Here is a 13001-nt window from a genome sequence, read left to right on the forward strand (position 1 = left end):
GGGTTTGCGACTGCTACGCAGCCGGACGCAGGCTTCGCCAGCTGCTACAGGATTGAGTGTTGGCTAGGCCATTGCGCGGCGTTTGAGTAGCAGCGTTAGACCCAACCCGGTTACCGACAACAACGCCGCGCTGAAGAATATCCACGTATACCCCAGGTTCAACGCGACCGCGCCCATCAGTGGCCCGGCAATCGCCAGTGCCAGATCAAAAAACACCGCATAGGCACTCAAACCCGCGCCGCGACTGGAGTTGGGGACTTGCTTGATCGCCTCGACGCCGAGCGCCGGGTAAACCAGCGACAAGCCAAAACCGGTCAGGCCCGCACCAATCAACGCATAGCCGGTGGAGGGCGCTAGCCACAGCAGCGCCAGGCCCACGGTTTCAATGCACATGCAGGCAATGGCCGAAGTGAATCCACCGAACCGGCTGATGCTGGAGATGAACAACAGACGCGCCAGAATAAAGCAGACGCCGAATACGGTCAGGCAATACGCGGCACCGGCCCAACCACGGCTGACGTAGTACAAGGTAATAAAAGTGGTGAGCGTGCCATAACCGATGGACGCCAGGCTCAGGCTTGCACCAAACGGCGCAATGCGCCCGAACACCGCCCAAAAGGGCAGCCGCTCACCGCGAACCACCGGCACCGACGGTTTGTTGCGGATCAGCAGCAACGCGCCCAGCGCCAGCAGCGACAGTGCGATCCCCAGACTGGCGAAACCATAGTCGGCGACCATCACCACACCCAGTGGCGCACCGATGGCAATGGCGCCGTACGACGCGATGCCGTTCCAGGAAATGGAACGGGCGGTGTGCTCTGCGCCGACCTGGCCCATGCACCAACTGATGGTGCCCACGCCGATCAGTCCTTGAGCGATTCCGAGCAACAGGCGCCCGGCGATCAAGATCAACAGACTCACCAGCGGCATGCTCTGCAGCAACGTCGAAATCAGCGTCAACACGCCGCTCAGCACTATCCCGGACAACCCGTAGACAATCGCCCGCTTGGTGCCAATGCTGTCCGACATGCGCCCGGCCATCGGGCGGCTGAGCAAGGTGGCCAGGTACTGCGAGCCAATGGTCAGCCCCGCGATGATCGCGCTGAAACCTAGTTGTTCATGGACATACCCCGGCAACACCGCAATCGGCAGACCGATGCAGAGGAAGGCAATAAAGGTATAAAAAACGATAGAGACGATCTGCAGGGTGATCGTCAGGGAGCTTTGCGGGGGCAACTGCTGCGCAGACATGAGGGCTCGTTCGCGGGCGGCGGTGGGAGAGCTGCATCATGGCGTGGGCTTGAAATAAAAGAAAGCAGGCTAACTATTTTGTTGTGGCGATGATCGTTCCCACGCTCTGCGTGGGAATGCCTCAACGGACGCTCCACGTTCGGTTCCGGAAGGGACGCGGAGCATCCCGGGCTGCATTCCCACGCGGAGCGTGGGAACAATCGATGAAATGCAAAAAGCCCCGTCACAAGGACAGGGCTTTCAGTTGAAGCAGGGCAGCTATTTAGAACACTACACCCTGGCTGCGCAGGTAATCGTCATAGGTGCCGCTGAAATCGATCACGCCGCTAGGGCTGAGTTCGATAATGCGGGTGGCCAACGACGATACGAACTCACGGTCGTGGCTGACGAAGATCAGCGTGCCCGGGTAGTTTTCCAGCGCCAGGTTCAGCGCCTCGATGGATTCCATGTCCAAGTGGTTGGTCGGTTCGTCCATGATCAGCACGTTCGGCTTTTGCAGGATCAGTTTGCCGAACAGCATGCGGCCTTGCTCACCACCGGAAATGACCTTGACCGACTTGAGGATCTCGTCGTTGGAGAACAGCATGCGCCCCAGGGTGCCGCGAACGATTTGCTCGCCGCCCTGAGTCCACTGGCCCATCCAGTCGAACAGGTTGCAGTCGTCTTCGAAGTCGTGTGCGTGGTCCTGGGCGTAGTAGCCCAGCTCGGCGGCGTCGGTCCATTTTACGGTGCCGGCATCCGGGGTCAGTTCGTTGACCAGGGTGCGCAGCAGGGTGGTTTTACCGATACCGTTCGGGCCGATGATCGCTACGCGCTCGCCCGCTTCAACCTGGAAGCTGAAGTCCTTGAACAGGGGCTTGCCGTCGAAGCCTTTGGCCATGCGCTCGACGATGACCGCCTGACGGTGCAGCTTCTTGGTTTGTTCGAAACGGATGAACGGGCTCACACGGCTCGAAGGCTTGACCTCGGCCAGCTGGATCTTGTCGATTGCCTTGGCGCGGGAGGTGGCCTGCTTGGCTTTCGAGGCGTTGGCCGAGAAGCGGCTGACGAACGATTGCAGTTCCGAGATCTGCGCCTTCTTCTTGGCGTTGTCCGACAGCAGTTGCTCGCGGGACTGGGTCGCTACGGTCATGTACTCGTCGTAGTTGCCCGGGAACAGACGCAACTCGCCGTAATCCAGGTCAGCCATGTGGGTGCACACGCTGTTCAGGAAGTGACGGTCGTGAGAGATGATGATCATTAGGCTGGAGCGCTGGGTCAGAATGTTTTCCAGCCAGCGGATGGTGTTGATGTCCAGGTGGTTGGTCGGTTCGTCGAGCAACAGCACTTCAGGATCGGAGAACAGCGCCTGAGCCAGCAATACACGCAGTTTCCAGCCTGGGGAAACCTCGCTCATCGGGCCAAAGTGTTGCTCGATGCCGATACCCAGGCCCAGCAACAGCTCGCCGGCACGGGATTCGGCGGTGTATCCGTCCATTTCGGCGAATTCGGTTTCCAGCTCGGCCACGGCCATGCCGTCTTCTTCGGTCATTTCCGGCAGCGAGTAGATGCGATCGCGCTCGGCCTTGACCTTCCACAGCTCTTCGTGACCCATGATCACGGTATCGATCACGGTGAATTCTTCGTAGGCGAACTGGTCCTGGCGCAATTTACCCAGACGCACGTTCGGCTCGAGCATGACCTGGCCGCCGGACGGCTCGAGGTCGCCACCGAGGATTTTCATGAAAGTCGACTTGCCGCAACCGTTGGCGCCGATCAGGCCGTAGCGGTTACCCGCGCCGAACTTGACCGAAACGTTTTCGAATAGCGGCTTGGCGCCGAACTGCATCGTGATGTTAGCTGTAGAGATCAAAGGTTTTTCCTGCGAAGCATTCAGAGTAGCTAGGGTTGCGGCAGTACCGATTCAGTACCCGTTTCCGGTATTCAAACCACGGGAAATGCATCCCGGTCAGAAGCGGAAGGTCCATCTGGCAATAAGTGGACAGCAGCATATGGAGCGCTTGGCCCGAGTCGAAGTGCGCTGAGACGGGGTTCATTCCCGTCATCAACCAAGGGGGGCGCGTAATGTTTGGCGGCGATTGTACTGGTCTGGCTCTTTAAACGATAGGGCGTTGAGCCCGCTCGATCGCATTGACGGTATCCACCAACAGATTTTCACCGCTGGAAGCTAACTTTTTGTGACGACCAGTGGCTAAAATGCAATTTTTCAACACGATAACGATAGCCGGTACATGCCTGGCGACGATGCTACCAGGGCCGCCGTTTCGTTTTCACGTCCAACGTGTGATGGTTTTTGTGAAACTGATCATTGCCTTTATTTACCTGGTCTCCATTGCATACGTGCACTTGCGTGGGCGCGTGCGCCACAGGTTGGGCCGCCAGTTGAGTGATCACTCTTCGTTTCTGGCGCCACTCAATTGCTTCTTGTATCTGTTTTCGAAAATCCCCACCAAACCGTATCTGGATCCAGCTGATTTTCCGGATTTGAGCCCGTTGCAGGCGCATTGGCAAGACATCCGCGCCGAAGGCCAGAACCTGTTGAACGCCGGAGAGATCAAACGCTCTGATCAATACAACGACGTCGGCTTCAACTCGTTCTTCAAATCGGGCTGGAAACGTTTTTACCTGAAATGGTACGGCGACAGCCATCCTTCGGCGATGAAGCTCTGCCCGCGCACCACTGAATTGGTCCAAGGCATTGGCTCGATCAAGGCCGCGATGTTCGCAGAACTGCCACCGGGTTCCAGGCTGGTCCGTCATCGCGATCCTTATGCCGGTTCCTACCGTTATCACTTGGGCCTGGAAACGCCGAACGAAGAAGGTTGCTACATCAATGTCGACGGCCAGAACTACCATTGGCGCGATGGCGAAGCGGTGATGTTCGACGAAACCTTCATTCATTACGCCGAAAACACCACGCAGCAAAACCGCATCATCCTGTTTTGCGACATCGAGCGCCCGATGAAGTATCGCTGGGCGGCAGTGTTCAACGACTGGTTTAGCCGGACCGTGATGTCGGCGGCCGGTGCGCCAAACGATGCGGGTGACAGGACCGGCGGCATCAACCGCCTGTTCACCCGGATCTACAAAATCCGCCTGCGTGGCAAAGCGCTGAAAAAGCGCAACCGCAAGCGCTACTACCTGGAAAAGTGGGCGATCTTTGCCGGGTTGCTCGTGCTGATTTTTCTGATCTGAAGGCCTGGCTAACCACGAGAAGTCCTAGTGGCTTTTTTCGGTGCCGTCGGTTTGGCTTTGGCGCTGCCCTTGCTTCCCAGGCTACGTTTAAGCAATTCGGTCAGATCAATCACATCCGCTGTTTTGCGCGCCTCTTCACCGGTCGCTGTCTCGACATCCTCGATCTTGCCTTCATTGGCCTTTTTCTCGACCAGCGCCATGATCTTGTCTTCGAAGCTGTCGCGGTAGTCCTCAGGTTTCCAGTCGGCGCTCATGTCTTGCACCAGGCGTTTGGCCATATCGAGTTCACCCTTGGCCAGTTCGGGCTTGGTCACCTCGCTGCCCAGCTCGAGCGTATCGAGGCTGCGCACTTCGGCGGGCCAACGCAACATCACCAATACCATTGAAGACTCCAGCGGCATCAACGCCGCCAGGTGCTGACGTGTGTGCAGCACTACATGGGCGAGGGCGACTTTATTGGTTTTGCTCAACGTTTCGCGCAACAGCGCGTACACCTTGCCACCGCGTTTATCAGGGGCGAGGTAGTAGGGCGTATCGATGTTTTGCAGGGGGATCTGCTCACGGTCGACAAAGGAAAAGATGTCGATGGTTTGGGTGGATAAAGGGTGCGCCGATTTGATTTCCTCTTCGCTGAGGACCACGTACCGACCTTTTTCGTATTGCACACCTTTGACGATGTGCTCCTTGGTGACTTCTTTGCCGGTGACCTTGTTTACCCGCTTGTACCCGACCGGCTCCATGCTGCGGCTGTCGAGCCAGTCGAAATCCACCCCTTGGGAGGATGTCGCCGAGACCAGCGCCACAGGGATATGCACCAGCCCGAAACTGATTGCGCCTTTCCAGATTGCCCGTGCCATGGTCGTCTTCCCGAAAGTGATAATCAGGTGACCGGCGGCCTCACGCAAAAGTTTCAGCCGGTTGTGTGGCCCTGGCCTGGCGGCGTAGTCAACTCGTGTTACACCTTGTGAAGGAGGTTTTAGTTAACAAATCCGAACCTCGGGCGTAGCGTGCTATCGAAGACACTATCCACGTCGAGAGGCTCCCTCCATGAACAGATATGTGCTCGGCTGCACCACCCTGACGCTGAGTTGTTTGCTGAGCAGTCTGGCGAACGCATCGCCAGTGCAATCGTCATCATTGCTCCTGGCGCAAAGCCCGACGGGGGCTTCCAGCAATCCCTATAACAGCCCGATTCGCCGAGCCAACCCGAACAGCATGCAAGGCTCGCAATCCAGTGCCCCGGCCATTCGCGGGCCAAACACCATGCCGGTGCCACGGCCTCCGACCCTGGATAACGGCGGCATCGGCAACCGTTATCCTTCGACCCCATCAACGCCCTCCAGCCCGCCGACATTCATTCCCAATCCACCTCCGCGCGATACAGGCACCAGTAACCGTTGAACCGGAACGATAAAAAAGGAAGCGTGCATGTTGCGTAAAACCCTACTGGCCACCTTGTGCGTCAGCGCCCTCATCACCGCTGCGGCCCCCGTGTTCGCGGCCACGACTCAGGATCTGCAAAGCGAGCAGGGCACCCTGCAAGTCACCACGCTCGCCAAGGGGCTGGAGCATCCATGGTCGCTGGCATTCCTGCCGGATCGCACGGGCATGCTGGTGACCGAGCGGCCCGGTCATCTGCGCGTCGTCAGCGTTGACGGGAAAATCTCCGACCCGATTGATGGTGTACCGAAGGTCTGGGCCAAAGGCCAGGGCGGCTTGCTGGATGTGGTGCTGTCCCCCGACTTCAAGCAAGACCGCACGGTTTACCTGTCGTATGCCGAAGGGGGTGGGGCGGGGGACAAGGCTGGCACGGCGGTAGGCCGGGGGCAATTGTCCGAAGACCTGAAAACCCTGAGGAATTTCCAGGTGATCTTCCGCCAGGAGCCGAAGCTTTCTGTCGGCAACCACTTCGGTTCACGATTGGTGTTCGACCGTGATGGCTATCTGTTCATCACGCTCGGTGAAAACAATGACCGGCCAACGGCTCAGGACCTCGACAAGCTGCAAGGCAAAGTCGTACGGATTTACCCGGACGGCAAAGTGCCGGACGACAATCCCTTTGTCGGTCAGGCAGGCGTACGTCCGGAAATCTGGTCCTATGGCCAGCGTAACCCGCAAGGCGCAGCGCTCAATCCATGGACCGGCGTTCTCTGGGAGAACGAACACGGACCTCAGGGCGGTGATGAATTGAACATCATCGAACGCGGGAAAAACTACGGCTGGCCGCTGGCAACCCACGGCATCAACTATTCGGGCCAGCCGATCCCCGAAGCCAAAGGCAATTCCGCCGAAGGCACGGTGGCGCCTCATCATGTCTGGGAGAAGTCCCCGGGGTTGAGCGGACTGGCGTTCTACGACAGTGATCGATTCAAGGCCTGGCAGCACAACGCGTTCATCGGGGCGCTGGTCAGCCAGGAACTGATTCGCTTGCAGTTCGATGGCGACAAAGTGGTTCACGAAGAGCGATTGCTCGGTGAACTCAAGGCGCGAATCCGCGATGTGCGCCAAGGCCCGGATGGGTACTTGTATGTGTTGACCGATGAGGACAATGGCGCGCTGTACAAGGTGGGCCTGAAATAACCCCGGTGGTCGCACCGGCCCCTGTAGCAGCTGGCGCAGCCTGCGCCGGCCGGTCCGTGCTCGGGCGCAGCAGTCCTACAATCATCCAGACGAAAATTGGCCATTGACTTGCCATCAACCCAAGGCTAATTTCCAGCCATGACTTCCACCGTATTGCGCTGCCAGCCAAGCATTATTACCGCCATTCCTTATCTGGCGGGCTAGCTCACGACTGCAGCACCCAACCCGCCCTAGAGGCGGGTTTTTACTTTCTGTCTCTCGGGCCCCGAACAACGCCAGGAGACGACCATGACCAGCACGCACGCCCAACAGACCTTGCTTGAGCACTATGTAAAAAAGATCCTCGCCGCGCCGGTGTACGAACTGGCGGTGCGCACGCCGTTGCAAGCGGCACCGGGGTTGTCCGAAGCCTTGGGCAATCAGGTCCTGCTCAAGCGCGAGGATTTGCAACCGACGTTCTCCTTCAAGATCCGGGGCGCCTACAACAAACTGGTTCAGCTCAGTGATGAGCAAAAAGCGCGTGGCGTGATCACCGCCTCGGCAGGCAATCATGCGCAAGGTGTGGCGCTGGCAGCGCGGGAGTTGGGGATTGCCGCGACCATCGTCATGCCGTGCACCACGCCGGAACTGAAAGTGCTCGGGGTTCGCAGTCGTGGGGCAGAGGCGGTGTTGCACGGTGAGAGTTTTCCGTTCGCCCTCGATCATGCGCTGGGCCTGGCCGAGCAAACCGGTCGCACCTTTGTTTCGCCCTTCGACGACCCGGATGTCATTGCCGGGCAAGGCACGGTGGCGATGGAGATCCTGCGCCAGCATCAAGGCCCGTTGGATGCGATCTTTGTTCCGGTGGGCGGTGGAGGTTTAATCGCCGGCATCGCCGCGTACGTCAAATACCTGCGCCCTGAAGTGCGCATCATCGGCGTCGAGTCAGAACATTCGGCGTGTCTGGCCGCTGCACTGCAAGCAGATGAGCGAGTGGTCCTGCCGAATGTCGGCACCTTCGCCGATGGCGTGGCGGTGGCACAGATCGGCGCCTATGGCTTCGAAGTCTGCCGATTTTGCGTCGATGAGGTGATGACGGTCAGCAATGACGAACTCTGCGCCGCGATCAAGAACATCTACGACGATACCCGCTCGATCACCGAACCGTCCGGCGCGCTGGCCGTCGCCGGGATCAAGAAGTACGTGGCGCAAACCGGTGCCCGGGGTCAAACGCTGGTGGCGATCGACTCGGGGGCCAACATCAACTTCGACAGTTTGCGCCACGTGGCCGAGCGTGCGGCATTGAGTGCCATCCCGGCGTGAGGCAGGGCGTGGTTACTCCTGAACGGCGTTCTCGACCTTGCTCGACGCCGACCAGATCCGATAGCGGACTTCGATGTCTTTCGGCACGTAAAGCACGATCGGCAGCTTGCTGTTGTAACGCAACATGAAGCCGTCACCGACCACCGGCACGAAGTCTTTTTTGCTCTTGCCGTCAGGGCAGGCCATCAACGTGCTCATCGGCCCGATGACGTTTTCCAGTCGGTAGAACGGGTACCCCCAGCCTTCAAGGTTTTTTTCCTCAAGCATCCCGCCCAGCCGTTGGCGATTGCAGTCCACGGTCAGGGTTTTGCCGGCGAGGATTTCAACCTGAAAGTCGTCCTCTTTGGCTTGCGGGGCGAGGTGAATGACCTGGCGGGTAAAACCGCTTTCGGGTTTTGGAAAGGGAGCGACGGTTTCAAGCTTCGCGGCATGTGCCACGGTTGACAGTCCGGCAACGATTAGCCCGACAGCCGAAGTGAACGTCAAAGAACCCATGATGCCTCCTTGCTGGTGATGAAGTACGTGGCGGCATTCTTACTGCGCGCAAGGGTTAATGCAAACCCGTGGCGGCTTGTGTGCAGATTGCATGAGCGCTCAAGGTGCTTCTTGCGAATTGCACGGCAGTTTTTATAAGCCCTGGCGCTAAATCATTGATTTACCGATGAGCTGCACGGCGAAATTCGAGGCATGTTTTATGCTTCAGCTGTTCTTAAGCTGGCCGGGATGACACATGAGTCAGCGTCGATCGTTATTGGCAGTCTCACAAAGGAGAGGGTCGCCATGTTTCTTTCTGCCTTGGAACTTCGCAACATCATCGAAAGCAGTTTTTTACCTAAACGCTGCCAATGCACGCTGTCCCCAGAGTTGTTGATGACCGTCAAGGTGTATGCGGACGGTCAAACCGACGCGCTTGACCTGCACGTGACCGGGATCGATGCTTCGGCGCTTAATGGTTGTCGGGAAATCAACGAACTGATCGCCGAACTGCGCACCAAACAACAGTCCGTGGAAATCCCGCACAGAGTAAGCAGCGCTCTTTAGCCCACGGTTTCGAGTTCTACCGACAGGCGCCGGGTCTGAAGAAAGCCCAGGCCCAGCGCCAGCTCAACCAGGACCGCCAGCAATATGCCCGGCCCGGCGTGGCCATTGAGCCATTCACCGAAACCCAATGCGGCCAAACCGAAACAACCCACCATAAAACCGCTGCACAGCGCGCTGCGAGTCACCGACGGCGCCTCGTTTCGAACCCAATAGAAAATCAACCCCAGCGCCGCAAACACCACCGCGCTGCGCCGGGCGACAAGGCCTGTCGCCGTGGAATATTCAATTCCCCAGATCGCCAGCAACTCGTCCGGCATCAAGCCCCAGATCAACGCTAGCAATAGACACAAAGCGGCGGTGAACATCGACAACGTACGAAACGACAACTGCATGGCGAATCCTTGCGGCAGTGAGGGAGGCGCTAGAGCATAACGCCAGAACCCTCACAGTAAAACCGCCAGGTTTCGAATCAGACTGTTCCGTCAGTTTTGATAACTGCACGCGTCGGAAAGCTTCCTGTAGGTGATTTCTTCAGGCTTGCCGGACGTGTCGATGTACTTCATATCGGCGGTGATCACTTTGCATTCGTCGGTCGTCGGCTCTGTCAGGGCCACGACTTTGCCAACGTTCAGCGGCATGCCGTAGTGATAGGGCACGGCTTGGGAAGAGGGTGTGTCGTTGGCCTGGGCAAGCCCGGCAAACGCAGTGCAGGTGAGGGCAGTGGCAAAAATCAGGGTGCGGGTGTTCATGAGGCGATCTCCAGAGCGGGCGGAAAATCAGCTCGACATCAAGGCGTCGAACCTGCCGCACTGGGCATCAGAAGCGTCTGAGGGCGTGCGGTCGTGTTGAGTTTTTAACCACGGCGTTAAGCGATGGTTAACCCACCTGAACGCCGCCTGTCGCGCGGGGTGTTTCTGTCGGATGTTTCGCCGGGTAATAAAGCGACGGCAGCTTCGGCTGGGTCCTACAAGCGTAGGTGACTTATCTACTTTCGCCTGCCGGGTGGGAGCGATTACTGTTTGGGCTCGCTGCAAAATCAGCGGTCGGGTTTGGTCACCTGAAGCAACGCACTTAAGTGTGCCATTATTCGCCCTGCGGACATCTACGTCCTCATGTCGAGTAGTTATGGCGGCTGTGTGCCGGACGCTTTCGAGCGAGCCGATGGTTGTTTCGGTTGACCAAGCCTGTACACAGTCCGCCTCCCACCGTTTGGTCACGGTGTTAGCGGTTTTTTTACAAACAACCGAGTAATTACTATGCCAACGTTCAAACCGTTTCCAGATCGTTATCGCTCACTCAACAGCGGCGTTACCGATTCAAGTCCTTTGGTAATCGACACCGAAGCCAACCCCCAAGACATTCTCGAAGCCGCGCTACAGCGAGTAAGAGCCTCCAGCCAGCTACTTGAAACGCTGCGTTGCCAATGCTTCAAGCACGGTGATGTTCAAGACATTCCGCACATTACTCACGCGCTTTATCTGCTGACGCAGGATGGGTTTGACCTGTTAGCGGTTGCGCAGCAGCGGATGATGGGGTGGAAGGCGCCGGTCTGACGCCTGATCTGTAAAAAAATCCAGCGTTTTTAGGCGCTGGATTTTTTCGTTTTGGATGGGAACTCAGTGATCACACTTAAGCGTCATTGGCGCCAAGCCTCAATACTCCCAAGGTGGTTCGTGAAAGTTATTCATTAAACTGTTGTCGCTCTTTCACTTCCAAGAGTCATAGGGCACACCAAACTTTTCGACGTAGGCTTTTGATTCATTGGAGAGTGACTCGTACTCACCGCCAGACTTACCTTCATACGGCCCACGTGGATCTATCACAGCTTTTACCGTAGTCACTTCGATCGGTGTCATGCACGGACCACCTACCCAGACTTTGGCAATACCTCCGGGGACCAGCCTTATACCGATTGACTGACGATAGCCAGTGATCCATTTCCCATCGGCAGCGCAGAAAACCTTTTCACCCTTAAGCATAATCTCCCGAGTAACCTCAGGGATTTTAATCACCATCAGGTAGGTTTGCGGTTCGACCAACGATTGCCAGCGGACATAGATCTGTTGGGGCAAGTCCGCCCCTGTCACACGTTTTCCGCCTCCGGCAGGCCCTCTTTTCGGCCAACCACGTGGATTGCCGGCGTTGTTGGGAGGCGATTGCATTGACGCGATGCCACTCCCAGCACGCTGAAACACACGGTCCTGAATGTCGACGACATCGGCTGTTTCGATCCAGACCTCCATGTAGTCAGGAGCCGAGAATCCCAAGTACCAGGATTTGTAAGGCATTGACTGGCTGTTAGCAAATGTACAGCCACTGAGCAATAACGCGCAGAAGGTAGGTCGTAAATAACTAATCATTAGAGCGTCACGGCTCTGTCACTTCCAAGAATCATAGGGCACACCAAACTTTTCGACGTAGGCTTTGGATTGGTCGGATAGCTTGTCGTACTTACCGCCAGACTTACCTTCATATGGGCCGCGTGGATCAACTACGGCTTTTACCTTGGTCACTTCTATCGCTGGCAGACACGACCCCATCACCCATATTTTGGCCATCCCGCCGGGCGCCAAATTGATAACCAACGCGTTGCGGTAGTCTGTAATCCACTTACCATCAAATGCGCAAAAAGCCTTTTCTTCCTTGCGCATGATCGCCCTTGTCAACTCGGGTACGTTGATCACCATTTGGTAAGTTTGCGGTTCGACAAGAGACTGCCAGCGTACATAAATCTTTTTTGGTAAGTCCGCCCCAGTTACATTCTTACCTTTGCCGATTCCTGGCTTTTCGGGCCACCCTCTAGGGTCGCCAGTGTTGTTAGGAGGTGTCTGTATGGCAGCAGTGCCACTCATCGCTCGCGGATAAACCTGCTCTTTGATATCGACTACATCGGCCGACTCGATCCACACTTCCATGTAATTCGGCGCCGAAAAGCCCAAGCGCCAGGATTTGTAAGGCATTGCCTCGCTGTTGGCGAAAGTGCAACCACTGAGCAAATATGCGCAAACCGTTATTCGCAAGATACTATTCATCAGGCTGCTTTGGCTCCTTCACTTCCAAGAATCATAAGGCACGCCAAGTTTTTCGACATAGGCCTTGGAAACGCCGGAAAGGGGGCGGTAGTGACCTCCAGACTTACCTTCGTATGGGCCACGCGGATCAATCACGGCTTTTACCGTGGTCACCTCGATCGGCGTCATGCATGGACCGCCAACCCAGACTTTGGCAATACCTCCGGGGACCAGCCTTATACCGATTGACTGACGGTAGCCAGTGATCCATTTTCCATCGGCCGCGCAGAAAGCCTTTTCACCCTTACGCATGATCTCCCGAGTAGCCTCAGGGATTTTAATCACCATCAGGTAGGTTTGCGGTTCGACCAACGATTGCCAACGAACATAGATCTGTTTGGGCAAGTCGGCCCCTGTTACGTGCTTACCGCTGCCGATGGCAGCTCTTTTCGGCCAACCTCGCGGGTCGCCGGAATTGTTGGGAGGCGATTGCATTGACGCGATGCCACTCCCAGCACGCTGAAACACACGGTCCTGAATGTCGACGACATCGGCTGTTTCGATCCAGACCTCCATGTAGTCAGGAGCCGAGAATCCCAAGTACCAGGATTTGTAAGGCAT

14 protein-coding genes and 1 pseudogene are annotated in these 13001 nt (G+C 57.1%); 6 read left to right on the forward strand and 9 right to left on the reverse strand.

What is annotated here, in order from left to right:
- Nucleotides 1–63: 63 nt before the first annotated feature.
- The gene (locus AC1D2P_RS28615; protein ID WP_477758128.1) at nucleotides 64–1251 is read right to left on the reverse strand and encodes an MFS transporter; all 1188 of its coding nucleotides are present in this window, start codon (nucleotides 1249–1251) and stop codon (nucleotides 64–66) included.
- A gap of 262 nt (nucleotides 1252–1513) precedes the next feature.
- Complete coding sequence (locus AC1D2P_RS28620) at nucleotides 1514–3103, reverse strand: ABC-F family ATPase (protein WP_010460520.1); 1590 nt, start codon at nucleotides 3101–3103, stop codon at nucleotides 1514–1516.
- Nucleotides 3104–3546: 443 nt separating this feature from the next.
- Between AC1D2P_RS28620 and lpxO the strand changes: the two genes are divergently transcribed.
- Complete coding sequence (gene lpxO / locus AC1D2P_RS28625) at nucleotides 3547–4446, forward strand: lipid A hydroxylase LpxO (protein ID WP_258665790.1); 900 nt, start codon at nucleotides 3547–3549, stop codon at nucleotides 4444–4446.
- 8 nt (nucleotides 4447–4454) lie between these two features.
- Here the strand turns inward: lpxO and ku are convergent, their stop codons facing one another.
- On the reverse strand, nucleotides 4455–5303 hold the full coding sequence (gene ku / locus AC1D2P_RS28630; protein WP_258665788.1) for a non-homologous end joining protein Ku: 849 nt from the start codon (nucleotides 5301–5303) through the stop codon (nucleotides 4455–4457).
- Nucleotides 5304–5493: 190 nt separating this feature from the next.
- Here ku and AC1D2P_RS28635 point away from each other — a divergent pair, with 190 nt between their 5' ends.
- The 3 genes and pseudogenes from AC1D2P_RS28635 to ilvA all read left to right on the forward strand — a co-directional run.
- Nucleotides 5494–5847: a hypothetical protein gene (locus AC1D2P_RS28635; RefSeq protein ID WP_109786978.1), complete on the forward strand. Its 354-nt coding sequence runs from the start codon at nucleotides 5494–5496 to the stop codon at nucleotides 5845–5847.
- Between the two features lie 27 nt (nucleotides 5848–5874).
- On the forward strand, nucleotides 5875–7026 hold the full coding sequence (locus tag AC1D2P_RS28640; protein ID WP_477758127.1) for a PQQ-dependent sugar dehydrogenase: 1152 nt from the start codon (nucleotides 5875–5877) through the stop codon (nucleotides 7024–7026).
- Nucleotides 7027–7314: 288 nt separating this feature from the next.
- Nucleotides 7315–8310 (forward strand): annotated as a pseudogene (ilvA, locus tag AC1D2P_RS28645) (threonine ammonia-lyase, biosynthetic); the annotation flags it as partial.
- A gap of 30 nt (nucleotides 8311–8340) precedes the next feature.
- Here the strand turns inward: ilvA and eco are convergent.
- Nucleotides 8341–8823, reverse strand: a complete 483-nt coding sequence (gene eco / locus AC1D2P_RS28650; protein ID WP_046033115.1) for a serine protease inhibitor ecotin — start codon at nucleotides 8821–8823, stop codon at nucleotides 8341–8343.
- Nucleotides 8824–9108: 285 nt separating this feature from the next.
- Between eco and AC1D2P_RS28655 the strand changes: the two genes are divergently transcribed.
- Nucleotides 9109–9369 carry a DUF1652 domain-containing protein gene (locus AC1D2P_RS28655; RefSeq protein ID WP_046033116.1) on the forward strand — a complete coding sequence of 87 codons (261 nt, stop codon included), beginning with the start codon at nucleotides 9109–9111 and terminating at the stop codon, nucleotides 9367–9369.
- On the opposite strand, the gene AC1D2P_RS28660 is transcribed toward AC1D2P_RS28655, so the two are convergent.
- Together AC1D2P_RS28660 and AC1D2P_RS28665 are read right to left on the reverse strand one after the other, a co-directional pair.
- Entirely contained in the window at nucleotides 9366–9761 is a 396-nt protein-coding gene (locus AC1D2P_RS28660) for a hypothetical protein (RefSeq protein WP_046033117.1), read from the reverse strand. The two genes, AC1D2P_RS28655 and AC1D2P_RS28660, sit on opposite strands and share 4 nt — an antisense overlap.
- 90 nt (nucleotides 9762–9851) lie before the next feature.
- Nucleotides 9852–10118, reverse strand: a complete 267-nt coding sequence (locus tag AC1D2P_RS28665) for a DUF2790 domain-containing protein (protein WP_109786974.1) — start codon at nucleotides 10116–10118, stop codon at nucleotides 9852–9854.
- Nucleotides 10119–10625: 507 nt separating this feature from the next.
- Here AC1D2P_RS28665 and AC1D2P_RS28670 point away from each other — a divergent pair.
- The gene (locus AC1D2P_RS28670) at nucleotides 10626–10922 is read left to right on the forward strand and encodes a hypothetical protein (RefSeq protein WP_477758126.1); all 297 of its coding nucleotides are present in this window, start codon (nucleotides 10626–10628) and stop codon (nucleotides 10920–10922) included.
- 153 nt (nucleotides 10923–11075) lie between these two features.
- Here the strand turns inward: AC1D2P_RS28670 and AC1D2P_RS28675 are convergent, their stop codons facing one another.
- The 3 genes from AC1D2P_RS28675 to AC1D2P_RS28685 form a co-directional block, all read right to left on the reverse strand.
- A complete protein-coding gene (locus AC1D2P_RS28675; RefSeq protein WP_477758125.1) occupies nucleotides 11076–11729 on the reverse strand; it encodes a DUF2931 family protein in 654 nt (217 codons plus the stop codon).
- An 18-nt stretch (nucleotides 11730–11747) separates the two neighbouring features.
- Nucleotides 11748–12401, reverse strand: coding sequence for a DUF2931 family protein (locus AC1D2P_RS28680; RefSeq protein ID WP_477758614.1), 654 nt, complete (start codon nucleotides 12399–12401; stop codon nucleotides 11748–11750).
- Between the two features lie 18 nt (nucleotides 12402–12419).
- Nucleotides 12420–13001 (reverse strand): DUF2931 family protein (locus tag AC1D2P_RS28685; protein ID WP_477811707.1); only part of this gene is annotated, 582 nt, incomplete at its 5' end.

Source organism: Pseudomonas sp. P1_F1_2 (assembly GCF_056405815.1).

What these genes read in the sequence shown, in the direction of transcription:
- AC1D2P_RS28615 (WP_477758128.1), bottom strand. Translation starts at nt 1,251, where the DNA reads ATGTCTGCGCAGCAGTTGCCCCCGCAAAGCTCCCTGACGATCACCCTG.
- ku (WP_258665788.1), bottom strand. Translation starts at nt 5,303, where the DNA reads ATGGCACGGGCAATCTGGAAAGGCGCAATCAGTTTCGGGCTGGTGCAT.
- AC1D2P_RS28635 (WP_109786978.1), top strand. Translation starts at nt 5,494, where the DNA reads ATGAACAGATATGTGCTCGGCTGCACCACCCTGACGCTGAGTTGTTTG.
- AC1D2P_RS28640 (WP_477758127.1), top strand. Translation starts at nt 5,875, where the DNA reads ATGTTGCGTAAAACCCTACTGGCCACCTTGTGCGTCAGCGCCCTCATC.
- eco (WP_046033115.1), bottom strand. Translation starts at nt 8,823, where the DNA reads ATGGGTTCTTTGACGTTCACTTCGGCTGTCGGGCTAATCGTTGCCGGA.
- AC1D2P_RS28655 (WP_046033116.1), top strand. Translation starts at nt 9,109, where the DNA reads ATGTTTCTTTCTGCCTTGGAACTTCGCAACATCATCGAAAGCAGTTTT.
- AC1D2P_RS28660 (WP_046033117.1), bottom strand. Translation starts at nt 9,761, where the DNA reads ATGCAGTTGTCGTTTCGTACGTTGTCGATGTTCACCGCCGCTTTGTGT.
- AC1D2P_RS28665 (WP_109786974.1), bottom strand. Translation starts at nt 10,118, where the DNA reads ATGAACACCCGCACCCTGATTTTTGCCACTGCCCTCACCTGCACTGCG.
- AC1D2P_RS28670 (WP_477758126.1), top strand. Translation starts at nt 10,626, where the DNA reads ATGCCAACGTTCAAACCGTTTCCAGATCGTTATCGCTCACTCAACAGC.
- AC1D2P_RS28675 (WP_477758125.1), bottom strand. Translation starts at nt 11,729, where the DNA reads ATGATTAGTTATTTACGACCTACCTTCTGCGCGTTATTGCTCAGTGGC.
- AC1D2P_RS28680 (WP_477758614.1), bottom strand. Translation starts at nt 12,401, where the DNA reads ATGAATAGTATCTTGCGAATAACGGTTTGCGCATATTTGCTCAGTGGT.